The sequence below is a fragment of the Leptospira kmetyi serovar Malaysia str. Bejo-Iso9 genome (assembly GCF_000243735.2).
Lineage (GTDB): Bacteria > Spirochaetota > Leptospiria > Leptospirales > Leptospiraceae > Leptospira > Leptospira kmetyi.
Genome location: NZ_AHMP02000003.1, coordinates 764308 through 790400 on the forward strand (window position 1 = coordinate 764308; position 26093 = coordinate 790400).

The following is a 26093-nucleotide window of genomic DNA, read 5'->3' on the forward strand; positions in this document are numbered from 1 at the left end:
GAAAAGTCTATTTCCCAAGGGAAATTTCGGACAGGGTTTCCCGGATCGCCGAAAAGATTTTTTCCAGGGAGGAATCTCGGATGATATACGGAGGGGTCAGATAAATCACATTCCCTAAGGGCCGAAGCACCACGCCCTTTTCCAAAAACTTTTTCTTAAGAATTTTATTTCCCGGATAACTATAACCGCTTTGGTTTCCGACCTCCAACTCGAGAACGCCGACCGCTCCCAAAACCCTACAATCACGAACCGCATTCGGAAATTCTTCCGCGATCTTTTTTAAACCGACTTTGAGTTTTGTTTCGAGTTTTGCGATTTGTTCGAGCCGATTCTCCCTAAAGAAAAGATCAATGGACGCAAGCGCCGCGGAACACGCGATCGGATTTCCGGTCATCGTATGTCCGTGATAAAAACCTTTTTCCGGGTCAGGCGTTACGAACGCGGAATGAATTTTTTCGGTCGTTAAGGTCACCGCGACGGTCGCCGCGCCCGCGCTCAAACCCTTTGCCATCGCCACAAAGTCCGGTTGGATCTTCGCCTTTTGATACGCAAAGAGAGAACCCGTTCTTCCGAAGCCTGTAAAAACCTCGTCCACCAAAAGTAAGGCTCCGTATTTTTTGGCGATCGCTTCCAATCTTTGGAGAACTTCCTCTTTGTAAAAGATCATTCCTCCCGAACCCAAGATCAACGGTTCGAGTACGATTCCGGCGACCGATTTCGGATTTTTTGCAAAGAAGGTTTCGATCTCTTCCACACATTCCACTTTGCAGGTCGACGGCTTTTTTCCAACCGGACAAAAACTGCAGTTCGGTGTTTGAAATTCTTCGGTGGGAAACATCAATCCTTCAAAGACTCGGTTGAACACGGAATTTCCGCCCACGCTCATGGTTCCGATCGTATCGCCGTGATAAGACGTATTAAACTTTATGAATATTTTGCGTTCGGTTTCTCCGATATTTTGAAAATACTGATACGCGAGTTTGATCATGATTTCGACTGCGGTCGAACCGTTGTCCGAATAAAGAACGTGAGAATACTTTCCTTCCGTGAGTTTTAAAAGTTCCGCCGCGAGATTTTCGGCCGGATCGTGCGTAAAACCCGCAAGAAGGACGTGGTCGAGTTTGTCCAATTGGTCTTTTACGGCCCCGATAATTTGCGGGTGATTGTGTCCGTGAATGCTGACCCACCAGGAAGAAATCGCGTCTATATAAGAATTTCCGAATGTGTCATACAAAAATTCTTCCTTGGCTCTTTCGATTCTTAAGGGAGAATCGGGTTCGTGTTGAAGCGTAAACGGATACCAGATCATACGAGTATTTTTTTGATCGTTTCCTCGGGATCAAACCGGAAAAGACATTCGTTTTGAAAACGTTCTCGGCCCATTCTTTCCCGAGAATTCAGAGTAAACATTCCCAAAGAATTGACCCCGCTCCATTCGGTGATGGTTCGAATATTGTCTTCCGTGGTTTTATCGGGAACGCCGATAAAGAATATTCCTTTCAAATCGATCTTTCTGCTTTGAATCGCTTCGATGGAAAGAAGGGTGTGATTGATGGCGCCCAAGGAAACGGGAGCAACTAAGATCATCGGGATTTCGGATTGTCGAATCAGTTCCGCAGTAAGAAAGTTTCGAGTCAGAGGAACGAGCAAACCGCCCGCCGCTTCGACGACGATCTTTTGATCCCGAATGCTGTAGAGATGTCTCGAAAGTTCGTCCGTATCGATCCTTGCTCCTTCGAGTTCGGCGGAATAATGAGGAGAACCCGCAAACGCGAAAGAATAATAATTCTTAAGAAAAAAAGTTTCGTGAAGTCCGCTCAGATTCATCACGGTTACACGGTCGCTGTCGTCTCCGGTTTGGATTGGTTTGAAATACTTCAGCCCCAAAGACTTTCCGTATTTGCAAAGAATCAAAGAACTCAAAATGGTTTTTCCGACGTCGGTTCCCGTTGCGCCAATAAAGATCGCCATTAATACACCGGCAAAAGAGAAATCAATTTTTCTAATATACTTTCGGACGTGTCCGAATGAATGCTGATCCGAAGTCTCGGAACGTTCACCGTCGGCGGGCGAATCGCTTTTACGTAAAGCCCGTTTTTACGACAAAGTTCGGCGGCGTTTAGAACGCTTTCTTCGGACGAAAAAAGAACGGGAACGATTTGAGACGCGGAAGTTGTCTTCGGATAATTTTTGGTTTCGAGCAAACTGCGAAAACGATCGGCCTTTTTAAGGAGATTCTCCCTTTGAGTTTGCATCGACTTTATGATCTCGACGGAAGTGGGAACCGCGTGAGCGATCGCGGGCATGGGAGCCGTGGAATAGATAAAGGTGCGCATCTTATTGATGAGAAAATCTTTTCCGGTCCCCGAGGTTCCGATCCAAGCGCCTTCGAGTCCCAAAGACTTTCCTGCGGTATATGTGATAAAATCGACTTCTTTGATTTTATCGGGACCGAGTAATTGTGAAACTCTTCCTTCTCCCTTTTGTCCGAAAACTCCGATTCCGTGCGCGTCGTCGAGTAGCAACGTAGCGTCGTATTTTTTCTTGAGATACAAAAGATCCTCGATCGGCGCGAGATCACCGTCCATGCTGAAGACCGTTTCGGATACGATGAGCTTTTCCTTTCGTTTCGATTTTTGAAGAAGCTCCTCGAGATGATTTAAGTTTAGATGTTTATAATACGTTTTTTCAGCGCCGGAAAGTCGAACTCCGTCGAGAATCGAAGCGTGATTGAGTCGGTCCGTGAAGATTTCCGTCTTCGCGTTCGCAATGCAGGAGACAAGTCCGAGGTTGGCCGCATAACCGTTCGCGACCCAAAGTGCTGTTTCCGTTCCGGTCCATTCCGCACAAGTGCGTTCCGCAATTTCAAAAGAATCCCTATGACCGCTCACCAAACGGGAAGCGCCGGAACCGGAACCGTATAGATCCAGACCTTCTTTTAAACTTTCTATTATCTTGGGATGTTTTGTAAGAGCGAGGTAATCGTTGGAAGAGAGATCGACCCCCGAAGGAATTTCCAGGGATCGAAATAAGAAATCCTTTTGCAGGGATTTCAAAACGAACGAGGCTTTCTGAAGAAACGTTGAAGGATTCAGATTCAAAAAACCTCGATCCGGTTTTAGAGCATTTCCTTCACTTCGTTTCTTTCGGAAACGAGTTCGTCGTGAGTGATTTTGAACTTCTCTTTTGCGAAGTCGTTCAAAGGAAGACCTTGGATGATCTCCACTTTCTTTCCGTCGGATTTCAATGGGAATCCGAAGATCAGACCCTTCTCGGCTCCATAAGAACCGTCGGAAACGATCGCAGCGGAGAAAGCATCACCGGGTGCGGTAGGAGTGATGATTCCACGAACGGTGTCCACAACTCCGTTTGCCGCACTCGCCGCAGAAGAAGCTCCTCTTGCTTTGATGATTTCGGCTCCTCTTTGTTGAACGTTCTTAATGAAATCTCCCTTTAACCATTCTTGGTCGGAGATCACATCGGTTACCGGTTTTCCGGAAATCTTCGCGTTGTAAAAATCCGGATATTGTGTGGAAGAGTGATTTCCCCAGATTCCCAAGTGAGTCACTTCTTTAACCGGAACTCCGGCCTTGCCAGCGAGTTGAGACTTCGCTCTGTTTTCGTCGAGTTTTGTCATCGCGAACCAACGATCCTGAGGAACGCCTTTCGCGTTGTTCATCGCGATCAAGCAGTTCGTGTTACAAGGATTTCCTACGACGAGAACTCTTACGTCGGAAGCCGCGTTCTTTTCGATCGCCTTTCCCTGATTTACGAAGATTCCGCCATTAATTTTAAGAAGATCCCCTCTTTCCATTCCCGCTTTTCTAGGAACGGAACCGACTAACAACGCCCAGTTGATGTCCTTAAAAGCCGTGTCCAAATCGGAAGAGACTGTCACTTTCTGAAGAAGAGGAAACGCACAATCCTCTAATTCCATAATTACGCCTTTTGCCGCTGGAAGCGCCGCTTCCAATTCAAGCATCTGGATTTCCACCGCAGTGTCCGCGCCGAACATTTGTCCGGAAGCGATTCTAAAAAGTAGAGAATACCCAATTTGTCCTGCAGCGCCTGTAACAGCGACCTTCACTGTCTTACTCATATTTGGCCGACTCCTAATTTCTAATTTTAATTTTTAAGTTCCTGATCGATCACTTTGGTAAACGCTTCTATGGGTTGAGCGCCTTCCACCATAATACCGTTGATGAAGAAAGCCGGGGTACCGCTGACTCCATATTTCTCGCCTTCCGCCATATCCGCTTCCACTTCTTTACGAACCTCGGAATCGTTCACACACTGACTGAAAGTTTTCATATCCAGACCGGCGCCTCTTGCGAGATCCAAAACTCTTTCTTTCGGAAGATTTCCGGAGTTGTCAAAAAGGACTTTGAAAAAATCCCAATACTTACCTTGAGGAGCCGCGCAGTTTGCGGCGATATGAGCGAACATCGCGTTCGGATGAAAAGAAAGCGGATAATCCCGGAACACCCAACGAATCTGATCCTTATACTTGGCTCTCAGTTGAACGTTTACGTCCTGACTTCTTTTGCAAAAAGGACATTCGAAATCGGAGAATTCCACGATCGTAACCTTTGCTTTTTCCGGACCGATGGAAGGATTGTTCCCTGTGAGAATCGTATCGTCGCGAAGCGGAGGAAGTTCCTTCACCTTTACAGAAATGTTATATTCACTACGAAGTTGTCCGAAGAGAGAATTTCTAAGTTCCTCTTTCTTTTGGGAAGTAAGATGGTTTTCAATTTCATTCTTCACCTGATCGAAAGACTTTCCTTTAAGCGCGGGGGAATTCTTATACTGATCGTAGATGGCCCGCATTTCTTCGAGGCTCGGAGCGGGAACGTTCGGTTCCATCAATTCCTTTTCGGAAACGTTACGCTCCTTTGCGGCAAGAGCCAAAACCTTCTTGCTTGCAAACTCGGAAAGAATTCGATACAAACGATCGTTAGTTTCCGCGTAGAATTTGCGCGCGATTCTCGGACTTTCTTTTTCAACGTCCTTGATCGTATAAGTCTTACCTTTGATCTCGGCGACTCCGTCCGGCGTGAAATAGGAAACGAGCGGAAGAATGGTAAATGCGATATAGATGATAAATGCGGCGGAAAGAATGAGCAGAGGTCTGGATTCCTTTGCTTTCAATTTCTCGATTATGTCTTGCATGGAAATATTGCTCCCGATGGCTTGAAAAACGGCGACTGGTTTCCCTTACTTGCCAGCTTAGAAAGGTCGGGTCCTCTGGCAAACGATAAATTCCGACCGTATTCTTGCGTTTGTATGAAATTCAAGATTCTTTACAAACCTGGGAAAATTTCGAAAAACCGGAGGCTCTTTGTAAAAAAATCCGAAAAAAAACTAAAGTGAATCCCCTATTACCGATAGTTTTAATAGAGATACTTTCGGATTGAAATCGAATCCGAAAGCCGATTTTAAAGGAGGTTCGGGTTTATGAATGTTTCCGGATTAACGATCCCATCTTTTTCGTTTTCCTGGCCCCAGACAAAAGAAGCAGAGCCGACTACGATACAAACACAAAACGCCCCCAAAGACGTAAGAATTTCGGATTCGATTCCGCAGACAAAAACAAAGCCGGAAAAGAACGAAATCAAACCGGAAGAGCTTGTCATGAAACCTTCTCCGGTATCCTTTGAAGAAAGAATGAATCAGGTCATCAGTCCAGAACAGATGAAAAATCTTCTTTCCATGATGGTACGTTCCCGTATGAGTGAAAACCCTACCGACCACAAAATCGATGTAAGACGATAGAGAAGAATTTTGTTTTTGATTCTCGCTCTTATCTACACGGTCGGTCTCGACATTCTTTTGATCTTCGCGGGCCTCGGTGCGTTCTCGGGTCTTGCCTTTTTATTTTTCCAGGAAGTCATTTATCCCGCGCTTAAAAAAGGAAGCGCCGGAGCCGGAACCCCTCCCGAAGAAGGAGACCGTTTCGTTCTTGTGGTTTCAGAAAGCCAGAGAAACGTGCGGTTCAGCGTGGGTCAAACCTCGGGCGATATCCGCACCTATTGCAACGCGATTTCGGACAATCATCTCGTATTCAACGTAAAAAAGGCGAAGGACACGGAAGATTACGAAATTCAAATATTACGAAATTCTCCCGTACTTTTCAAACCTCCCGCAATGCCGACCTTCTCCAAAATGGAATCCGCGGAAAAACTGGATAGTTACGAGGTCATCGGTAAAAAGGCCGATTTCCGGATTTCGGATAAGGTGGTTAAGGAAAGGATGACTCAGTATTTCGAGATCAGCCTTTCTTCGGAATTTTTTATCAACAACTTCGGAAAGGAAAGAATGAGGTTTATCTTTACGGTGACAAAAATTCATCCGGGTCTCAACCGAAGAACGCCGATCAAAAAGGGACTCTACGCTTTCGGAAAAGAAGAAAGAAGCGGCGGAGACGAGGAAGAATAAAAATTCTTCCTTTTCGTTAAACGAATCCGCTAACTCGTAGACGATCGAAATCCGTCGCGGATCAGACGTCGCTGTGAAAAATCTAAATCAGCGACACAAACTTTAGGAAATCTTAATATCTTTTACGGATTCGAAAATTCCGTCCTCTTCCACCTTGAGCGAAAGAATCTGACAATTAAAATGAGTTTTCTGGATGAACTCGGCGAGTTTTTCCTTGAGAATCTTTTCCGCACGAACCGCCTTGTTTCGTTCGGAAAATAAAAGAACCGAAGGACCGCTTCCCGAAAGAGAATAACCGATCAAAGATTTTTCCACCTGCGCTAGAAACGGATTCAGTTCGAACTCGGAATGCATTCGATACGGAGTATGAACCCGATCTTCTAAAGCGAGTTTCAAAAGAGAAACCTTTCCTGAATCCAAGAACTCCATCCAAGTCGCGATCCGACTCATGTTAAAAATCACGTCCTCTGTGGAATAAGAGCCCGGAAGAGTTTTACGAGATTGATGCGTGGAAGTTTCCAGATCGGGTACGATCAGAAAACAACGAACCTTCTTTGGAAATTTCTTTTTGACGTATTCGAGACGGTTTCCGTTGAAATACGCGAATACGAAACCGCCCAGATACGCGGGGATCGTATTGTCCGGATGACCTTCGATTTGACCCAAGTGAAACAAAAATTCGTTTTCGCTCGGAAGGGAAATTCTCGGATAAAAATTCTTATGCGCGAATCTCGCGGCGCAAACCCCGGCCACGGCCGCGCTCGCACTGGAACCGAGTCCGCCTTTCATCGGAAGATTCAAATCCATGACCAAGGAATACGGAAGCGCCGTAATCCCCGGAAGAAATTTTTGAAAATAAGATTGATACGAAGAAAGAACCAGATCTTCGTCCGGACCGAAGGGCAAAACGTCCATTCCCTTAACGGAGGTTTGAAATCCCTTTCCCGGAATAAACTGAAATTGAAACTGATTGTAAATTCGAAACGCGAGCCCGAACAAATCGAAACCCGGTCCTAAATTGGCCGAGGTTCCGGGAACCCGAATGGAATACTGTCGAATCGAAGTCATAACGTTAAAGCGAAACTTCCGCGCCGAAGTTCGCAAAAGTTACGACCAAGATTTCTCTCCAAATCAAATCGTCATTTGATTTTCGATTCCGGGGTTTTGATTTTAGAAAATCAAGGGGCGATTTTATAATTCCGAATTCTTTCTTTCGCGGAATTCTTGTGAACCGAATCGCGCCTTTGAAAAAGAGTTTTCCCGATCCTACAACGGTGAATTCTGCCTGATTATGCACTTTTCGTTTCTAGATTTGATCGTTCTGCTTTTATATGTGGCACTGGTTCTTTTTTCGGGATGGTTTACTTCTAGAAAAAAAGACAAGGATTCTTCCTCGTATTTTCTGGCAGGACGGGAACTTTCCTGGATTCCGCTCAGCTTTTCCATCGTCGCGACGGAAACTTCCACTCTTACGTTTTTAAACATACCGGGCCTCAGTTATTCCGGGAATCTTACGTTTCTCGGTCTCGGTTTGGGTTTTGTTCTCGGGAGAATTCTCGTGGCGGAACTTTTTATTCCGATGTATTATCAATCGGGTTTTATTTCCGTCTATGAATGGGTGGGAATCCGTTACGGAAAAGTTTCCCAGAAAACGGTCACCTTTTTGTTCAAGCTCACTCGGATCTTAGGAGACGGGGTGAGAATGTACGCGTCCGCGATTCCGGTTGCGATTCTTCTCGAAGTCTTTTTAAAACAATACGGTTCTTTTGAAACTTCCACGTTGCAAATCGAAATCTTAAGTCTTCTTCTCATTTCCGGAATCACCATTCTTTACACCGTTCAAGGCGGATTTCGTTCCGTCGTTTGGGTCGACTCGATTCAATTTTTGATCTACGTCGCGGGCGGAATCTTTTCTCTTTTTTATCTGGGTTCTCTTTTGTTCGAAAGAGGTTTCGACTTTGCGCTTCTCTTTCAAAAAGCGAACGAAACCAATAAGTTAAGAATTTTTGAATGGAGCGACGTTTCCTCCGCGTATTTTCTGCCGACCGCGATCATCGGGGGAATTCTTTTGACACTCGGAACCCACGGAGTCGACCAGATGTTCGTACAAAGAGTTCTCGCCTGCAGATCCGAAGCGGACGCGAAAAAAGCGATGATCTCCTCGGGAATCTTCGTGTTCTTTCAGTTCGTTTTGTTTCTCAGCATCGGGCTTCTATTATATTTTTATTATGAAGGTTCTTCGATTCCGAAAGACAAGGTTTTTTCCAAATTCATTTTGGAAGAGGTTCCTTCTCCGATTACCGGATTTTTGTTGGCAGCAATTTTGGCTTCCGCGATGTCCACTCTTTCCAGTTCGATCAACTCCCTTTCGTTGACTACAAAGGTGGATTTGAAAATCGAAAGATTCGGTTCGGGAACGTTGAGTCTTTTCTGGGGAATGATTCTTCTTTTAAGTTCGCTTCTTCCCTTATTTTTGACCACGGGTAAAACGGGTCTTGTGGAACTCGGACTTTCGATCGCTTCTTATACGGTCGGTCCGATCATCGCGATTTTCTTAAGCGGAAGAATACAATGGTTTTCTTATATGCAAAGTTTGAGGGATTCGTTCGCGTCTTTGGCGATCGGACTTACTCCGGTTTTGACGCTCGTTTTCGGAAAATGGACGGGGTTCGGGTTTACGCTGCTCGTTCCTTTCGGAATCGGAACCTGTTTTTTACTCGGACTCAGTCTATTGCAAATTCAGAATCGTCTGACTTCTCAAAGATAGATTCCATAATTCTTCGGAATTCGGGCGCCTTGGTGAAGTGCATGTAGTGATCCCCGTCCGGAATTCCGTAGAACTTAGAGTTTGGGAAAAAACTTTTTGCGATCGGCGTATCCTCTTTGTGAAAGAATTCCGAAACGCCCCCGACGATAAAATACGTCTGACCCGGATACGGCTTTGTCGTATATCTTCCGAAAAAGTCCTGCAACAATCGGGGTGAACCCGCGATTCCTTCCACGTTGAGTTTCCAACGATACGAACCGGTTTCCGTCCGTTCCAGATTCATTTCTAAAAAGTTTCTGATAAATGCGTTCGGAAGAATTTTCGTCAAGGCCGCGTCGATTTCCAGTCTGGATTTAAAACCCGAGACGTCCGTTCGCAAACAAGCGAGTTCGCCTTCGTAGTGAAACGGATAATCTTTCGGAGCGATATCCTCGATAAACAATAAGGATGGAATATTCGGATTTTTTAATGCGAATCCCATCGATACGAGCCCGCCCATGGAATGTCCGAGAATCACAGGATTCGATATCTTATTTTTCGAAATCCATACTTCCAGATCCTCCACCATCGAAGCGAGAGAATGTTCGGAAGAATGCGGAGAATCTCCGTGGTTTCTCAGATCCATCAGACATACGTCAGAGTATCTGCTTAAAAAATCCCCCACGCTCAGCCAGTTTTTGGAAGAGCCGAAAAGTCCGTGTAAAACGAGAATCGGTCCGCAAATCGGCGACAAAAACTTTTCCGAATTAAAATCGATCTTTCGAGAACTGAGGTCTACTGCAGACATTCTTTTTGAATCAACTTTAGAAAATTATGATATTTTTTACCGTATCGATACGGCAGGGATTGTAAATCCTTCCGAAAGGATTCGTAGATTTCTTTTTTGGATTCCGTTTTTCCGCACGGAATGGTTTCGGAATCCTTGGTCCACGTTTCCAGCTTTTTGGAAATCTGATTGGCGAATACGCTCGCATAATTTCCGTTCGGATTGAGCTGAAGATAACGGATTCTTCTTTTTCTTTCGTCGTTTAGAAAACAAAAGACGTCCCGTTTGCAATTCGTTTCGGGAGTGTGTTTCACCCCGAGAAACGCGGCAAAGTCTCCCGGGCCCTTGTCCTTAAATTCTTCCCCGATCTTCCAGAAAACTTCGGGATTGATTCTTGCAGGTTTTCCGCGTTCACCGGGAATGATTTCGCCCGGATTTTTGGAAAGATAGTCCGAAAGTTTGGATTCCTTTCGCTTGCTTTCGCCTTCTTGCAGAATTTCTAATATTCTCACCAAGACGACCGCTCTTCTGATTTTCAGATAAAGATATTCCTCTCCGTGATAAATCCCGTTCTCCTCCAAAGAGGAAAGATATTGATAAACGGATTCGAGTTCGGTAAGCCCCGTATTCGTGGAGTACAACATACGGTCGATGGAACGAAGGATCACCTTATAAGCCCCGCGCTCTTCCATGTCGAAAAGAACGGCGGTTTCTGCCCAGCCGCTTAAACCCGAAGAATCGGAAACGAATCGAAAGTTACGATCGTTTTGTTTTTCGTTTTTGCTTTGAACCACTTCTCCGAAACCGAGACGGCGGAGAATTTCGGATTTTTTATCGGGAAATAAATAAAGGGGAGAATTCGGCTTTAACACCAACCGATCTCCTCCCCAAAGTTGCGGGACTATCGTACAAAAGAATAGGATCAGAACGATCCGCTTCATCGATTACTTGCTCAGATCCCGGATCATTTCCGCGAGTCTTTCGACTCCGCGTTTGATGTCGTTTTCCCCCATCGGATAAGAAAGTCTAAGAGCCGCATCTTCCCCGAAAGCGATTCCGGGAACCGCGGCTACTTTATACTTTTCTAATAGAACGTTGCAGAAAATTTTGCTGAGCGAGGTCTCCGAAGATTCTTTTTTCAATCTTTCAAAACCCGGAGTTTTATAAACGTCGGTGAGATATGGGAAAACGTAAAACGCTCCTTGGGGATTGTTGCATTTTACGCCGGGAATCTCGTTCAAAAGGGAAACGATGAGATTTCTTCTTTTTTCAAAAGCCTTTCTCATTTCCTCCACACAAGCCTGATCCCCCGAAAGAGCCGCTTCCGCGGCCGCTTGAGAAATCGAAGACGCGTTGGAAGTGGATTGGCTTTGAATCGTTTCCATATTCTTGACGATGCTTAAATCCCCCGCTCCGTAACCGATTCGCCAACCGGTCATGGAATAAGTTTTGGAAACCCCGTTGATCACGAAGGTTTGTTTCTTAAGCTCGGGTGAAATCATCGCGAGATTGGAAAACGTAAAACCGTCGTAGACGATCTTTTCGTAGATATCGTCGCTCATCACTTGAATTCCAGCGGAAAGAACGATTTCGCCCAACGCTTCGAGATCCTTTTTGGAATAACCCGCGCCGGTCGGATTCGACGGAGAATTGAGGATCAAACATTTGGTTTTAGGCGTGATCACCTTCTTCAATTGTTCGGGAGTGATTTGAAAATTACTTTCGGGAGTTGTGGTCACGATTACGGGAACGCCTTCCGCCAAACGGACGATGTCCGCATAACTCACCCAATACGGAGCGGGAATGATCACCTCGTCCCCCGCGTTCAGAGTCGCTAAGAAATAATTGTAGATAACCTGTTTTCCGCCGGTTCCGATGATGACTTGGCTTTTATCGTAATCGAGACCGTTGTCTCTTTTAAACTTGGTGACGATCGCTTCTTTGAGTTCAACCGTGCCGGAAACAGCCGTGTAACGCGTCATTCCCTTATCGATCGCCTTTTTAGCGGCGTCTCGGATATGGGCCGGAGTTTCGAAATCCGGTTCACCGGCCCCGAAACTTACAATGTCTTCCCCTTTTTTTTTCAGCTCGTTCGCCTTTGCGGTGATTACGAGAGTCGGAGAAGGTTCGATGACGTTCAGCCTTTTTGCGCTGAGATCCATGCGGTTCCTCTTTTCATGTTTAACTTTGTGTTTATCTCCGAATGAAATTCAGAAGAAGCTAAGATCAGACGTTGTTCAGTTGTAACTGAGCTAATTCCTCTTGAGCCTCTCTGAATTGATCCAAAGTATAAATTTCGTATTCGTATCCTTGTTCGGTGAGGAACAACTGACGATTCTGACCGAAACGCTCCTCGTTCGTATCTCTCGAAATGAGAGAATAGAATACGGCCGTGTTATCGTGTCCTTTCGGTCTTAAGATACGCCCCAATCTTTGAGCCTCTTCCTGTCTGGAACCGAAGGTTCCCGAAACCTGAATCGCGATGTTCGCGTCCGGAAGGTCGATCGAAAAGTTCGCGACCTTACTCACGACGAGGGACTTGATCTTACCCGAACGGAACGCGTCATACAACGTTTGTCTTTCCGGAAGCGGGGTTTTTCCCGTAATCAAAGGAATATTAAATTTCTTTGATATTTCTTCCAGCTGATTGATGTATTGACCGATCACGAGAAGATGCGACTCGGAATGTTTTTTCATGATGAGATCGATCGCTTTCATCTTTTCCGGATTTTCGGAAGCGAGTCTGAACTTTTCACGATCGTCCGCGATGGAATACTTCAAACGAAGATCGTCGTCCATGTTGACGCGGATTTCCTTACACTTCGCTTCGGCGATCCAAGACTTGCTTTCGAGTTCCTTCCAAGGAACGTCGTATTTTTTGGGTCCGATCAGGGAGAATACGTCCTCTTCCAAACCGTCCTCGCGCACGAGGGTTGCGGTAAGACCGAGTCTTCTTTTTGCCTGAAGTTCCGACGTCATACGGAAAACCGGAGCGGGAAGTAAGTGAACCTCGTCATACACGATCAAACCCCAGTTGTTCGCGCTGAAAAGATGGAAGTGGGTAAAATCCCCTCCCTTTTTCTTTCTGTGAGTGAGAATATTGTAAGTAGCGATCGTAATCGGACGAATCTCTTTGACCTCGCCGGAATATTCGCCGATGTCCTCGGGCGGAATGTCCGTTTTATCGAGAATTTCGTTTCTCCACTGACGGATGGAAAGAGTGTTCGTAACGAGAATCAGGGTTTCGGCGCCGACGATCTGCATCACGCCGATTCCCACGATGGTTTTCCCCGCACCGCAAGGAAGGACCACGACGCCGGAACCGCCTTCGTTCCCGCCGCCCGCGTGAAACACTTCCACACAAGCCCTTTGGTAGTCGCGCATTCCGAACTTTTTACCGCTGATGCTCTCGGGTCTTAAGTTGAATCCGTATTTGTTTCCTTCGTCGTATCCGGCGAGGTCTTCCACGGGAAAACCGATTTTGATCAGAGCTTGTTTGATATGACCGCGGTATTCTTTTTTGATATAAATTTTATCGGGGAAAGTCGTTTCGATAAACGGTTGAACCGCTCTGTGATTCCCGATTTCTTGAAGAAATCCTTTTTCATTCGAGATGATTGCGAGTTCTCCGGATTCTTCTTTAACGAGTTTTACCTTTCCGTAACGACTGATCTGTTCACGGATTTCGTTTACGATGTTTTTTGGAACGGAGTATCGGGAGAATTTTTCCAAACATTCCACGATTTCGTCGGCGGTCATCTTGATCGACGCGGCGTTCCAAAGCGAAAGTGGGGAAATTCTATATGTGTGAAGGTATTCCGGACTTTTTTCTAATTCAGCAAATTTGGAAACGATGCTCTGACAGGCTTCAAACTCGGGGTTATCTACCTCCAAAAGCATGGTTTTATCACTCTGAACGATTAAGGGTTTGCTCATTTGTGTCTGGTTTCCTGTTTGTTTAGACTGAAAATCGACCCCTTTCTGTCAAGAAGAATGCGGATGTAAGGCTCTTTTCGTTGCATCGGGCAAAAACCGCAGAACAAAAGAATACGAAAAGGCGATTCTTCGCGAAGTTCATACTGAGTTTTACAACTCGGAGAGCAGAATTTGAAAACTTCCGCTCTTTTCTTCCTCCGGTAGAAGAGTCGTCAATGAAAAACCGTTCAGAACAGCGTTCCCCGGAGCGCTCATCGGTTCGATCGCGATGGAATTTTCGGAAAAGTCCGTATAGATTTGAAAATACGAAAGTCGAATCTCGTCGCCGCTCGATGCGTTCGCACGAAGAAGGACTTGGTAAGAATCATCCGGAACTTCCAAACGCACCCAAGCTTCTTTTCCGTAAAACAAAGAATCGAGATCGGGAACGTCTTCCAAAGTAAACCGATCCGTTTCGATTCCGTAAATGGGATACGTCGGCGTCAGATCTTCTTGTAAAGGAATCTGTTTCTCAAGGTTAGACCGAAGAACACAAGGTTGTCGCGAGGAATTCATTCTAAAATAAGGATGATAACCGTAACAAAACCGGAATGAAAAATCGTTTTCGTTGAAAAAGGAGGTTCTCAGCGTTAAGACCTCTTCTTCCAATATTCTCTGAATGGAATATGTTTCCCGAACTCTGATTTTTCCTAGGGAAGAATTTCGAACCTTTTCATCGGGAATCAATTCGAATACGATCGAATGATTTTCTTTTTCGATGATCTTTCGTTTCCAAGAATACGCAAGTCCATGACACGCGTAACGATTCGAGTCCTTGGTTCCGAGATCGTCCAAGGAAATCCATTCTTCCCCGAGACGAATCCGATCGTCCGTATGACGATTGACCCAAGGATACATGAGATACGAACCCGAAGAGAAAAAAGGTTTTTTCTCATCGTAACCGGATACGATTTCCAATTCCTTTTTTGTGATCGGATGTTTCCAATTCCAGGAAAGAATTTGTTCTCCGTTGTCCGTAAATCGAAGTCGGGAACGATCGCTAAAAATTTCCAACACGCACGCAAACTTTTCGGAAAACCCGATTCCTTTCCATTCATTTTAGTCCTTTTTTAAAACTCGGTGGGTCTTAGGAAAGGAATTGAAAGCCTGCTTTAGCGGAGGAAACTGACCATTCCATAGGAGAATTTCTTTGAAACACTCGATTCTAACTTGGGCCACGACTCTTTTTCTGGGAGCCTTTCTTGCGAACTGTTATATTCCGGTAAACGCAAACCTAGGCGGAGGAACCGGCAAGACCGCGGAACTGAGAGAAAAACTTCTTTCCGGTAGAAACGAGGACAAGATCCTCATCATCCCGATCGACGGAATCATCAGCGACGAAGGCGAAAAAACGTTTTTCGGCGGCCAAGAAGATTCGATTTTAGCGGGTGTTAAAAAACAACTCGAACTCGCGGAACTTGATCCCGAAATCAAAGCGGTTATCTTAAAAATCAATTCTCCCGGCGGCTCCGTAACCGCGAGCGACATTCTCTACCGAGAAGTTCTACAATTCAAAGCCAAGAAAAAGATCCCGGTCGTTTCCCTCTTTATGGATACGGCGGCGAGCGGCGCGTATTATATTTCCATGGCGAGCGATCTCGTGATCGCACATCCCACTTCCGTAACCGGTTCGATCGGAGTGATTCTTTCCGGCGTCAACGTAAAGGAAGGACTCGATAAACTCGGGATCAAGGATCAATCGATCCGTTCCGGCGGAAACAAAACGATCGGTTCTCCTTTGGAAGATCTTTCTCCGGAACAAAGAAAACTGCTTCAATCCATCGTGGACGATCTGTTTGAAAAGTTTTTCGAAGTCGTTAAAAACGGAAGACCGGGAAAAAATCCGGCCGAACTTCGCAAGATCGCGGACGGAAGAATTTTTACGGCGACGCAAGCCTTGCAACACGGTTTGATCGATAAGATCGGTTACTTCGACAACGCGATTCAAGAAACGATGTCTCTTCCGAATTACAGAAAAACTCCGGGGAACACAAGCCCGAGAATCATCTACTATTCTCAGAGCGCGGAAAAAAGAGCGAACTTCTATCAGGTTCAATCTCCCGAGCTGAGACCCGATTCCGCGATTTCGAAAATTTTAGGAACGGGAAGACAGGTTCGTTTTCTATATCTCTGGTCTTACTAAGGTCCATTAGAAATTTAGAATCTATTTTCCGGTACATCGATGTTATTCAATTCCTTACCTTTTCTTTTCCTATTCTTAATCACGTATCTGATCTACTGGAACGTGAACGGACCGACCAAAAAGAAGGTCCTTCTCGTTTCTTCGATCGTTTTCTACGGTTATTCGCACATAGCGTTTCTGATTCACTTCCTGCTCGTGATCGGAATCAACTATTACTTCTCTCTCGAGCTCTGGGATAAAAAGGAAAAGGGAGAATCCACAAGCGCCCTTTTGAAATGGGTGATCGTTCTGAACGCGATCAACCTGGCCTTTTTCAAATATTACTATTTCGTAATGGACTCTATGAGTTCGATCACCGGAATGGAACTCTGGCAAAAACTCGGAACTTCGGTGGAAATTCTTCTTCCGTTGGCGATCAGCTTTTATACGTTTCAGTTGATCGCGCTTCAAGTGGATATTCACAGGGATCTGATCCCGAAACGGATCGGTTCGAGCGATTACTTTTTGTTCATCCTGTTCTTTCCTCAGTTGATCGCCGGTCCGATCATGAGATCCACGGACTTTTTACCGAAACTCGATCATCCCGAAATCGACAAACACAGAATGAAACAAGGGATCTTTCTTTTGATCTTCGGTTTGTTTAAAAAATCGGTGCTCGCGGATTCCATCGCCGGAATCATTTCTCCTCTTTATCTCGAACCGGGTCAATACCACGCCGCCTCGATTTATATCGCGATGTTCGGTTTCGCTTGTCAGGTTTATTGCGACTTTTCCGGTTATACGGATATCGCACGCGGTTCCGCATTCTTACTCGGATACGATATCCCCGAGAACTTCAGAGGTCCTTTCTTGTCCTTTTCCTTCCGCGAATTTTGGGGGAGATGGCACGTAACGTTATCGACTTGGTTGCGAGACTACATATATATCCCTCTCGGCGGTAGCAGAAAGGGAGAATTCAGATCCCAGTGGAACATGTTTCTTACGATGTGTCTCGGAGGACTTTGGCACGGTGCCAATATCGCCTTCGTGCTCTGGGGCGCGTATTTGGGTTTGATTCTCGCGGTGGAAAGAATTTTAGAACCGAGACCGGCTCCCGGTGCGGCCAATGTCGGGCCTTCCAAAACGGTTCGTATTTTAAGAAACGTTCTGACTCTCAATCTATTCGTATTTTCCGGGCTCTTTTTCCGGGGCGGTTCGGCCGGTAAAAACTCGGTTCCGTTCATGCTCGACCTTCTCAGCGGATTCAAGAATTTATTAACCGGTAAAATTCTCCCCCGTTGGGAAGAACTTCTGCTTTTCATTTTGTTGACCTTGGGACTGAACATGTTTCAATACTTTCCGCAGACCATGGAAAAAGTCGAAAAACGTTCTATGATTCTGATCCCTCTACTCAGCGTTATACTCCTATTGCTCTTGGGAGTTTTCGGAGACGGCGGTGGAGAATTTATTTACTTTCAGTTTTAAAACCCTCCGATAAAAAAGGAGGATCGGAAACGAAAAGGAGGGACTTACGTTGAATCAGAAAAGACTCTCTGAAAACGTTTCGAGATTCCTCCTTTCCGTTTTTCTTGTATGCTCGGGATGTTCTTCTCCCGAATGGATTCGAGAACTTCCCAAAGATTCCGTCCAAAACGCGGATACGATTCGGATTCCCAGCGGAATGTATATCCGAAACCGTCCCGAACGATCGCATCGAAACACCCTATTCTACAAAAACACGGTTCAGGAAAGAATTTTCCTCAACGGTGAAGACGGAACGTTCGAAAAGTCCATGAGAAGGGAAGTCAAAGACGTGAACGAATACACGACGCATATCGTAAGCGGCAAGGGAAAGTATATCGTCGCCGGTAACTGGGTTCTGCTCGAAACCCTCGAAAAAGGGGAAACTTTATTTCAGGGAAACGGGGAAGCCTTCCAAATCGAGTATGCTCCCTTCAGTCATAAATTGTTGTATCACTACGATTCTTCCTCGAAAACTCTCGTCCCATTATTGTATGAATCGGGTTATCGGGAAAAGACATACGGACTTTTGGACGGGGTCAGCAAACCCTATTTAGAGGATAAATACTTTCAGATCGCGAGACGGAACTTTCTCAAAAAGGAATTCCAGTTCCACGCGTATTTTTACAAACCATGAATCTATCGGGTTATATCAAAAGCTACTTTCAAAGAGTCGGATGGCTTTTGCCCGTTTTCAACCTCGTTTGTATCTCCGTATCCGTAATTTTTCTTCAGAACTCCTCCTTTTCCACCAAGGAAAGAATCGTTCTTTACTTCACCGTCGCCGGAGTTCTTTATTTAGTAAATTATGTTTCCTTTATATTGTTTCTGACTAAGAAAATTCTTCCCGGAGAGGAAATCCGCGGAAAGATGATGAAACGTTACCGAAAAGGCGACGATAGAATGCAGAGTTATCTGTTTCCGTTGTCGATCGACGACGAGAACTACGAAATTTTCGGAAGAACCCTCACCTACAATCCGATCGGAGGGGACTTTTACAATTTTCTCACCGATCCCGAGGGAAACTATTGGATCGGAATCGGAGATTCCGTCGGACACGGTTATCTGGCGGGAATTTTCAGCATGATGATCTTTCAAAAGATGGCCCTCCTCGTTCGAAAAGAATCGGATCCGTACGAAGTCATCGAACGGATCAACGAGGAACTTCTCAAAAGAACCGAACAGAATCCCACGATCAATCCTAGTTTATACGCGACCTTTCTTCTCATCAAAGCGGACAAAAACGGCAACGTCGAACATTCCGGTTTGCATCCGAGTTTTGTAGTCTATCAAAAAAACGAGGGCAAAAACAAAATCGTCGAAACCGACGGTAAGTTCATCTCGACCACGATGAACGCGAGTTTGAAAAACGTACAAGGAAGAAACTCCTTTCGATTGGAATCGGGAGACATCGTATTTTGCTTTACAGACGGCCTCTACGAACAGAAAAATAACGGAAACCTGTATTTCGGAGAAAGTCTGTTTCGTTTTTTAGAGGAAGTTCCCAAGAACGATCTGAAAAAAATCGCGGACAGTCTTTTCGAGGAAATCCTAAAACATACGGGCGGAAGAATCCAAGACGACATGACCATTCTCATGATTCGCAAAAAATGATATGTTAGAACTGACGCAACTCGAAATCAAAATCCTCAATCTGATTCCCTTGGACGAAAGAGACGCCCGCAAACTCGGAAGAATTCTTCACGACGTCACCTTGATTACGGGACTGACCGAGGACGAGATCATCGAGTTCATCCCTTTCGGATTGGAAGAGGAAATTCATATTCTAAAAGTTGAATATAATTTCAACGATTTCAAAAAATCCCTCGTTTCCAAACTGACCAAAAGAAACCACAGTTCACCCGCGCTTTCCGCGCCGATCCCGGATACGATTCGCCCTTCCTTTTAAAGAGGATCTGTGCCCTTAGAAGAAGGTCGGAATTACTTTTTCGTTCTGGCAAATCCGGACGCGGTCGTCCGTTTCAAATCCAAAGCCGAACCTTTTTACGATTTTAATCCCAAGGACATAGAGGAACTTCCGTTTCTGTTCGCGTCATACGCTCTTGTTCCCCGTTTTTTATATTCCGTCGATTGGAACCGAGTTTCCTTTTCTTCCAAATCCATAGATTCCCGTTCTTATCTGAGTTACGAGGACGGAAAAATTTTTTCCAAAAGCGAACGTTTCCCCGATCCGTCCTTTGAGATTTCGGATAACGTTGAATTCCCGATCCGACAAAATCCGTATCGCCCCGTCGGGTCCTCTCCGTTTCGAATTTCCAGGGGCGAATCGGATCTAACGTATGTCGGAACGATGCAAACCGGCAGTTTCACTCTGTTTCGTCAGAGAAGAAATAAGATGATTTCGACGCGTTATCTTTCATTGAAGGATATCGTAAATCCGGAACTTTCGGAAGCCGAGGTGGAAAAAAAGATAGAATCTCTTTATTTCAACGCAAAGGAAAAATCGTATCTATTCCGTCTTGTGAAGATTCTTTTTGCGGGAACTCCTTCGGAGGAACAAACGATCGTTTCCAATCTTTTTTCCCACGAACCCGAGTTCGCGGTTTTTCTGAGAGATCAGATCTTTCGGATCGAAATTCTCCCGTTAATCCACGGACCGTTTTTAAACCGAATTCTAACCGCTCTGGACGAACGGATCGTTCGATTCTCCTATCCAAAATTATCTCCTCCCGTAAAGGCGATGATCGAAAGGAACATTTCCAAAAATAAGTTGAAGTCGATCCTAAGTTCTCCGATCAAAAAACCAGAAGCGGGAGAATCCTTGGAAGAAACGATCGAAAAGGAAATCTTCAAAAACTTTTCGAGAAAGATATATTATGAAAACGGAATATTTCCGATTTACAGGGAAAACTTAGAAGATTCCAAAACCGATCCGAGCCAAAACATCGAAACGAACTTTCAAAGCGTTCCCGTAACTTCGAAATTCAATCTTCAGATTTCGGGAAAAAGAGCGATCGAATTGTATGCCGTTACGGAAAAAACGATTCTTTTTAAAATCCTGGAATGGATCGAAATCGTTCGAATGGATACATTGATTTCGAAGAGGGAAAGGGACGAACAATTCTTTTTGAAAATTCCGCCGGGAAGAATTTTGGAAATCCCTTTCTTTCCGGAGTTCCGAATCCTATGCGGGGCCGGAATCACGACGGAAAGAAAGACATTCGAATTTTGTTTATTAGGTTTTGATTATTGATTGGTTCGGATTCTTTTCACCGAATCCTTCCAGATCTGAATCTCTTTTTCCCTTTGCGCGGATTTCATCTGAGGGGAAAATTCCTTACTCGCCTTTAACTTTTTCTTTAAGTCGGCGACCGATGGAAAAAATCCGCGTTCGAGTCCGGCTAAAAACGCCGCCCCGAGTACGGTCGTATCCACGTTGGAAGGACGAATGACGCGTTTTCCTAAGATATCGGATTGATACTGCATCAACCAGGAATTTCCGGTCGCCCCTCCGTCCACTTTCAAAACTTTCAACTTGGAACCGGTATCATTCTCCATCGCTTCCACGAGTTCGTAAGACTGAAGCGCGATCGACTTCAGCGCCGCTCTTGTGATCTGTTCCGCGGTCGTATCTCTGGTTAATCCGAGAATGGCCCCTCTTGCGTTCATATCCCAGTATGGAGCGCCTAACCCCGCAAAGGCGGGAACAAAAACGACCTCGTCTTCCTTTTTTACGGAAGAAGCGAGTTTTTCCGAAACCTTGGATTCTTTAAAGAATTTCAGGTTGTCTCTTAAGAATTGAACGACCGCCCCTCCGATAAAAACCGAACCTTCGAGACAATAAACGGTCTTTCCTTCCGGTCCGCATCCAAGCGTGGTCAATAGATTGTTTTTTGAGATTTGAAAGTTATTTCCGGTGTTGAACAAAAGAAAACATCCGGTTCCGTACGTATTCTTCGCTTCTCCCGGTTCCGTACAAAGCTGACCGAACAAGGCTCCTTGTTGATCTCCTACGAGGGAAGAAATCGGAATTCCGTCGGGAATTCCTTTTACTTTTTCGGTTCTTCCGAACAAGGAACTGGAGTTATGTGCTTCGGGAAGAATCGCGTCCGGAATCCCCAGAATCTGAGTGAGTTCCTTATCCCATTCTTTCTTTTCGATATTGTAGATCAGAGTTCTGCTTGCGTTGGTATGATCGGTCTTATGCGATTTTCCGTTGGTCAGTCGATAGAGTAAATACGTGTCGATGGTTCCGAAAAGAACCTTTCCTTTTTCGGCTCTCGCCTTTACGCCCTTTACGTTTTCGAGAATCCAGTTGATTTTGGTTCCGCTGAAATACGCATCGAGGACCAATCCCGTCTTTTTGCGAAAGGTCGGTTCCAATCCTTTCGACTTGAGATCCATACAAGTTTCGGAGGTTCTTCTGCACTGCCATACGATCGCGTTGTACACTGGTTTACCGGTGTCTTTGTCGAACAACACGGTGGTTTCTCTTTGATTCGTAATTCCGATCGCGACCGCTTTTGTCGGACTCAACTTTCCGTTCTTGATCGCCTTTGCGATGAGCTTTTCGGTCTTCACCCAGATTTCTTCCGCGTCGTGTTCCACCCAACCCGGTTTCGGATAGTGTTGTTTAAATTCAGAATAAGCGCTGGAAATCACGTTTCCGGATTTGTTAAAACAGAAGATTCGAATCCCGGTCGTTCCCGCGTCGATTCCGATGATATACTCACTCATGAAAGATTCTCCCCAAGGTTGAATGAAAGATTGAATTCGGTCGAATAGATTAGAAAAACTGCAAGTTATACTTCCAGTTCCAGACCTTCGTACGCCATGACGATCTGAAGCTGATTGTCCGGATCAAACATTTCCTTATATTTCAAAGCCCGCAGAAAAACGGCGTCGAGCTTCTCGTCGTCGTAGGACGGATCGTGATGGAACATCACGAGTTTTTTTACGTTCGCACGTAAGGCGATATCGGTCGCCATCGAAGCGGAACTATGACCCCAATCGATCTTTTGAAGGGATTCTTCGAACGTATATTGAGTGTCGAACACGAGAACGTCCGCGCCTCGGAAGTAATTTAAGTAATCCTGAATATTCTCCATTTCGTCGAGGTTGAACTCCGCGTCCGATGCGAAGATGAGAGACTTGCCGTCCTCTTCGAAACGATAGGAAAAACTTCCGCCCGGATGTCGCACCGATTTGGAAATTGCGGAAATGGATTCGGTTACGGGAAACGCTTTTCCCTCGGGGATGAATTTAAAATTTTTCGTGGCGCGAAAACCGTCATACGGAACCGGAAAGTGCGTGAAGCTGTGTTGATACTTGAGTCGTTCTTCGAGATTGTCCACGGAACTCAAAAACTCGAACACATTTCCCGGAGAATACAACGGAACAAAAAACGGAATCCCCTGGATATGATCCCAATGTGTGTGGGTGAAAATCCATTTCGCCTTTCCCTTACCTTCCAGAAAGCCCTCGTGCAGAATGGAATTCCCGAGTTCTCGCAAACCGGTTCCTCCATCCACGATGATTAAGTTGTCTTTTTTATCCCGGATTTCGATGCAAGTCGTATTTCCGCCGTAGGTGCTCCAACTGGACAAAGAAAGAGAATCCAAAAAGGTATCGATCGCGTCCGGGCTTTGTATGTCTGCGGGAGTCGCTAAGCTGAGAATTTTCTGTACTTTATTTCGGATCAATTCTCCTCGAACCGAGGAAGATATCGAACCGCGTACACCCCAAAATTTTATGCGCAAAATTTAAAAAAACAGATCCTAAAAGCAGAGGATTTTTCAGGAAAATGTTGTCTAAAATTATCTATTCCATCAGGATTTCCAGCTAATTCTTTTTTATTTATGAAAAATTTCTTATGACTCAGATGGTTGGAAAAAAATTTTGTTTACCGAGTACGTCGATCGAATAGGATTCATAACAGGTTCCGAGCAAAGCAAACGTGGAAAACTTCAACACAGAGATCCTCACAGAGGGCACAACTTGCACCATACGGATTCAAGGGAGTATCAGCCTTAAAAACGCATTCGCTCTCAAAGAACTCATTATCAAAAAACACGGAGAAGGTTTTACCGATATCGTCCTCGATTTCTCGGGGGACGCGTATCTGGATTCTTCCGGAATCGGAGCGATCTTCAACTCCCAAAAATACGTAACGGAACGCAACGGTTCCCTAAAACTCAAAAACATCAGCCGAGACGTCATGACGATTTTGAAAATCGCCAATCTCGACAAACATTTGGATATCATCCGTTAGGTCTTTTTCTGGAAATCTTTCGGATCTACACAAACAGTCCTCTTCGCAACTTCACATACGTTCTCAGAAACCCGGCGACTTCCGAAACGCTTTCCATCGATCCGTACGATTCGGAACAGATCGAAACCTTTTTGGACGAGAAAGGTTGGAAACTCGACTTCGTATTAAACACACACGAACATCCCGATCATACTTCGGGAAACGCGGGTTTGGTGAAACGATACGGTTGCGCGGTTTACAGCCATCCAGGAGGAATCGGAAAAATTCCGCACGCCGCTCATCCTTTGAAAAAGGGAGATCGCATTCTTTCCTCCGAAAAAGAATATCTCGAAATTCTGGATACGCCCGGTCATACGTTTTGTCATGTTTGTATTCTCCTTGTGGAGAATCAAAAGCCGACCGCAATCTTTACCGGAGATACTCTCTTCAACGCGGGAGTCGGAAATTGTCACCGAGGAGGAGAACCTCAGGTTCTTGCAAAGACAGTTCTGGAACAATTCTATCCGATGGCCGGAGAGATTCTTTTGTATCCCGGTCATGATTATATGGAAACGAACTTGAAATTTACCCTTTCTTTGGATCCGTCCAACTCGGATGCGATTTCCACTTTGGAAGAATGTTCGCATCTTACGAAAGACGTCGAATTCCTTACGACGGATCTTGCGAAGGAAAAAAAGATCAATGCGTTTCTTCAATGCGACAAACCCTCTTCGACTCTCAGAGAAAACGTTTCGAAAAAAATTTCACCGAAAACCTTGGGACCTTCCCCCGAAGATTTATTCGTTTCGCTCCGTTCCTTACGCGATCAATGGTGAATTTGTTCTAGAAATCGTTTGCCCTTCTAAGCCCCGATCCGGAATCTGTAACCAAGGCGGTTCTTTTTTGTGAAAGAATATGACATCATCGTAATCGGCACCGGTGGAGGAACCAAACTCGTCACGCCTCCTTCTAAAATCGGTTATAAGGTCGCCGTCATCGAAAAGGAATCGCCCGGCGGAACCTGTCTCAACCGAGGATGTATTCCCTCCAAGATGTTGATCTATCCCGCGGAAATTCTTACCCTCGCCAAGAACTCGAAAAAATTCCAGATCGAATTTCCGGGCAAACCCGAGGTCGACTTTAAAACCTTGGTGGAACGGGTTTCCCAAACCGTAGACGAGGAATCCGCTTCGATTCTCCCCGCTTACGATAAGAATCCGAATATAACCTATATTCAAGGAACTGCAAGTTTCGTTTCGGATAAGGTCATCGAAGTCAACGGGGAACGATTGACCGCAGAAAGAATTTTTATCGCGTCGGGAGCCAGACCGACCATCCCGGCAATTCCAGGACTTGCGGGAACTCCCTATATGACCAGCCGGGAAGCGTTGCGAAGAACAGAACTTCCTAAGTCCACGATCGTGATCGGAGGCGGTTTTATCGCCTTGGAACTCGGATTCGCCTATTCCGCGTTTGGAAGCGAGGTCACGTTTTTAGTCCGCGATCGAATGCTCAAAAACGAGGACGGAGACGTCGTCGACGAATTCGAACGCGTTTTCACCAAAGAACACAAGGTGTATCTTCACAGCGACATTCAAAAAGTGGAATATAAGGAGAATTTGTTTTACGTCGAAGTCGTCAGCGAAGGAAAAACGATTCAACTCAAAGCAGAAGCCCTTTTGGTCGCGACGGGAGTTCAACCTAATACGGATCTTTTGAACCTATCGAACACGAAGATCAAAACCGACTCGAAGGGTTATGTCGTAGTCGACGAATACCTGGAAACGACCTCTCCCGGAGTGTATGCGCTCGGCGATATCACCGGAAAATACTTTTACAGACATTCCGTAAATTTCGAGGGAGAATTTTTATTCCGCACTTTGTATCAGGAAAAGAAAAAATCCCCGATCGATTATCCACCCGTTCCGCACGCGGTGTTTACACATCCTCAGGTCGCCAAGGTCGGGAAAACCGAGGAACAACTTCGAAAGGAAGGAATCGATTATATCGCGGCCAAAAATCCGTACAGTTCCAGCGCGACCGGAATGGCCCGGCTTTCGGATTCCGGATTCGTGAAAATTCTCGTGGATAAAAAATCCAGAAAGGTCCTCGGAGCACACGCGATCGGAGACGAGGCCTCGAACGTGATTCATATGTTCATTCTTCTGATGACGATGCACGGCACCTTGGACGATCTCTTGAGAATGATCTACATACATCCCGCTTTACCCGAAATCGCACGGAACGCGGCGCGAAAAGCGAACGAACTTTTACAAACAAAAGAATGATGGGA

The 26093-nt window shown here is 45.4% G+C and carries 25 protein-coding genes; 12 read left to right on the forward strand and 13 right to left on the reverse strand.

Annotated features, from left to right (window positions below; translation table 11 throughout):
* Positions 1–7 precede the first annotated feature (7 nt).
* From bioA to LEP1GSC052_RS05915, 5 genes are read right to left on the reverse strand one after another with little or no spacing between them, the layout of a single operon-like run.
* The gene (gene bioA / locus LEP1GSC052_RS05895) at positions 8–1309 is read right to left on the reverse strand and encodes an adenosylmethionine--8-amino-7-oxononanoate transaminase (RefSeq protein ID WP_010574883.1); all 1302 of its coding nucleotides are present in this window, start codon (positions 1307–1309) and stop codon (positions 8–10) included.
* Positions 1306–1971 carry a dethiobiotin synthase gene (gene bioD / locus LEP1GSC052_RS05900; RefSeq protein WP_010574884.1) on the reverse strand — a complete coding sequence of 222 codons (666 nt, stop codon included), beginning with the start codon at positions 1969–1971 and terminating at the stop codon, positions 1306–1308. The genes bioA and bioD overlap by 4 nt, the downstream gene beginning before the upstream one ends.
* The gene (locus LEP1GSC052_RS05905; protein ID WP_010574885.1) at positions 1971–3101 is read right to left on the reverse strand and encodes an aminotransferase class I/II-fold pyridoxal phosphate-dependent enzyme; all 1131 of its coding nucleotides are present in this window, start codon (positions 3099–3101) and stop codon (positions 1971–1973) included. The genes bioD and LEP1GSC052_RS05905 overlap by 1 nt, the downstream gene beginning before the upstream one ends.
* 17 nt (positions 3102–3118) lie before the next feature.
* A complete protein-coding gene (locus tag LEP1GSC052_RS05910; RefSeq protein WP_010574886.1) occupies positions 3119–4099 on the reverse strand; it encodes a malate dehydrogenase in 981 nt (326 codons plus the stop codon).
* Positions 4100–4125: 26 nt separating this feature from the next.
* The gene (locus LEP1GSC052_RS05915; RefSeq protein ID WP_020986054.1) at positions 4126–5172 is read right to left on the reverse strand and encodes a DsbA family protein; all 1047 of its coding nucleotides are present in this window, start codon (positions 5170–5172) and stop codon (positions 4126–4128) included.
* A gap of 285 nt (positions 5173–5457) precedes the next feature.
* On the opposite strand from LEP1GSC052_RS05915, the gene LEP1GSC052_RS05925 reads away from it, so the two are divergent.
* Positions 5458–5775 (forward strand): hypothetical protein, encoded by a 318-nt coding sequence (locus LEP1GSC052_RS05925; RefSeq protein ID WP_040912876.1) that lies wholly within the window; start codon positions 5458–5460, stop codon positions 5773–5775.
* A 15-nt stretch (positions 5776–5790) separates the two neighbouring features.
* Entirely contained in the window at positions 5791–6438 is a 648-nt protein-coding gene (locus LEP1GSC052_RS05930) for a hypothetical protein (protein WP_100738217.1), read from the forward strand.
* Positions 6439–6540: 102 nt separating this feature from the next.
* Here LEP1GSC052_RS05930 and thrB read toward each other — a convergent pair whose 3' ends face one another.
* Positions 6541–7506 (reverse strand): homoserine kinase, encoded by a 966-nt coding sequence (thrB, locus tag LEP1GSC052_RS05935; RefSeq protein ID WP_020986573.1) that lies wholly within the window; start codon positions 7504–7506, stop codon positions 6541–6543.
* Positions 7507–7729: 223 nt separating this feature from the next.
* On the opposite strand from thrB, the gene LEP1GSC052_RS05945 reads away from it, so the two are divergent.
* Entirely contained in the window at positions 7730–9205 is a 1476-nt protein-coding gene (locus tag LEP1GSC052_RS05945; RefSeq protein ID WP_010574891.1) for a sodium:solute symporter family transporter, read from the forward strand.
* On the opposite strand, the gene LEP1GSC052_RS05950 is transcribed toward LEP1GSC052_RS05945, so the two are convergent.
* From LEP1GSC052_RS05950 to LEP1GSC052_RS05970, 5 genes are all read right to left on the reverse strand, one after another.
* Complete coding sequence (locus LEP1GSC052_RS05950; protein ID WP_010574892.1) at positions 9162–9992, reverse strand: alpha/beta fold hydrolase; 831 nt, start codon at positions 9990–9992, stop codon at positions 9162–9164. The genes LEP1GSC052_RS05945 and LEP1GSC052_RS05950 overlap by 44 nt on opposite strands.
* Positions 9980–10912, reverse strand: coding sequence for a hypothetical protein (locus tag LEP1GSC052_RS05955; protein ID WP_010574893.1), 933 nt, complete (start codon positions 10910–10912; stop codon positions 9980–9982). The genes LEP1GSC052_RS05950 and LEP1GSC052_RS05955 overlap by 13 nt, the downstream gene beginning before the upstream one ends.
* A gap of 3 nt (positions 10913–10915) precedes the next feature.
* Complete coding sequence (locus LEP1GSC052_RS05960) at positions 10916–12133, reverse strand: pyridoxal phosphate-dependent aminotransferase (RefSeq protein ID WP_010574894.1); 1218 nt, start codon at positions 12131–12133, stop codon at positions 10916–10918.
* Positions 12134–12197: 64 nt separating this feature from the next.
* Positions 12198–13907, reverse strand: coding sequence for a DNA repair helicase XPB (locus LEP1GSC052_RS05965; protein ID WP_010574895.1), 1710 nt, complete (start codon positions 13905–13907; stop codon positions 12198–12200).
* 150 nt (positions 13908–14057) lie between these two features.
* Positions 14058–14963, reverse strand: a complete 906-nt coding sequence (locus LEP1GSC052_RS05970; RefSeq protein WP_020986450.1) for an aldose 1-epimerase — start codon at positions 14961–14963, stop codon at positions 14058–14060.
* A 133-nt stretch (positions 14964–15096) separates the two neighbouring features.
* On the opposite strand from LEP1GSC052_RS05970, the gene sppA reads away from it, so the two are divergent.
* From sppA to LEP1GSC052_RS06000, 6 genes are read left to right on the forward strand one after another with little or no spacing between them, the layout of a single operon-like run.
* Complete coding sequence (gene sppA, locus LEP1GSC052_RS05975; protein ID WP_010574897.1) at positions 15097–16089, forward strand: signal peptide peptidase SppA; 993 nt, start codon at positions 15097–15099, stop codon at positions 16087–16089.
* A 39-nt stretch (positions 16090–16128) separates the two neighbouring features.
* Entirely contained in the window at positions 16129–17553 is a 1425-nt protein-coding gene (locus LEP1GSC052_RS05980; RefSeq protein WP_010574898.1) for an MBOAT family O-acyltransferase, read from the forward strand.
* Between the two features lie 49 nt (positions 17554–17602).
* Positions 17603–18226 (forward strand): BRCT domain-containing protein, encoded by a 624-nt coding sequence (locus LEP1GSC052_RS05985; protein WP_010574899.1) that lies wholly within the window; start codon positions 17603–17605, stop codon positions 18224–18226.
* Complete coding sequence (locus LEP1GSC052_RS05990; protein WP_010574900.1) at positions 18223–19203, forward strand: PP2C family protein-serine/threonine phosphatase; 981 nt, start codon at positions 18223–18225, stop codon at positions 19201–19203. Before LEP1GSC052_RS05985 ends, LEP1GSC052_RS05990 begins: the two co-directional genes overlap by 4 nt.
* A 1-nt stretch (position 19204) precedes the next feature.
* Entirely contained in the window at positions 19205–19498 is a 294-nt protein-coding gene (locus LEP1GSC052_RS05995; RefSeq protein WP_010574901.1) for a hypothetical protein, read from the forward strand.
* A gap of 9 nt (positions 19499–19507) precedes the next feature.
* Complete coding sequence (locus LEP1GSC052_RS06000) at positions 19508–20803, forward strand: hypothetical protein (protein WP_010574902.1); 1296 nt, start codon at positions 19508–19510, stop codon at positions 20801–20803.
* Here the strand turns inward: LEP1GSC052_RS06000 and glpK are convergent.
* Both glpK and LEP1GSC052_RS06010 read right to left on the reverse strand, forming a co-directional pair.
* Positions 20797–22287, reverse strand: a complete 1491-nt coding sequence (gene glpK, locus LEP1GSC052_RS06005; protein WP_010574903.1) for a glycerol kinase GlpK — start codon at positions 22285–22287, stop codon at positions 20797–20799. The genes LEP1GSC052_RS06000 and glpK overlap by 7 nt on opposite strands.
* Positions 22288–22352: 65 nt before the next feature.
* Positions 22353–23309 (reverse strand): MBL fold metallo-hydrolase, encoded by a 957-nt coding sequence (locus LEP1GSC052_RS06010; RefSeq protein WP_020986516.1) that lies wholly within the window; start codon positions 23307–23309, stop codon positions 22353–22355.
* Between the two features lie 197 nt (positions 23310–23506).
* Here LEP1GSC052_RS06010 and LEP1GSC052_RS06015 point away from each other — a divergent pair, with 197 nt between their 5' ends.
* From LEP1GSC052_RS06015 to LEP1GSC052_RS06025, 3 genes are all read left to right on the forward strand, one after another.
* On the forward strand, positions 23507–23821 hold the full coding sequence (locus LEP1GSC052_RS06015; RefSeq protein ID WP_010574904.1) for an STAS domain-containing protein: 315 nt from the start codon (positions 23507–23509) through the stop codon (positions 23819–23821).
* Positions 23822–23952: 131 nt separating this feature from the next.
* The gene (locus LEP1GSC052_RS06020) at positions 23953–24636 is read left to right on the forward strand and encodes a hydroxyacylglutathione hydrolase C-terminal domain-containing protein (RefSeq protein WP_010574905.1); all 684 of its coding nucleotides are present in this window, start codon (positions 23953–23955) and stop codon (positions 24634–24636) included.
* Positions 24637–24705: 69 nt separating this feature from the next.
* Positions 24706–26088: a dihydrolipoyl dehydrogenase gene (locus LEP1GSC052_RS06025; protein WP_010574906.1), complete on the forward strand. Its 1383-nt coding sequence runs from the start codon at positions 24706–24708 to the stop codon at positions 26086–26088.
* The last annotated feature ends 5 nt before the right edge of the window (positions 26089–26093 follow it).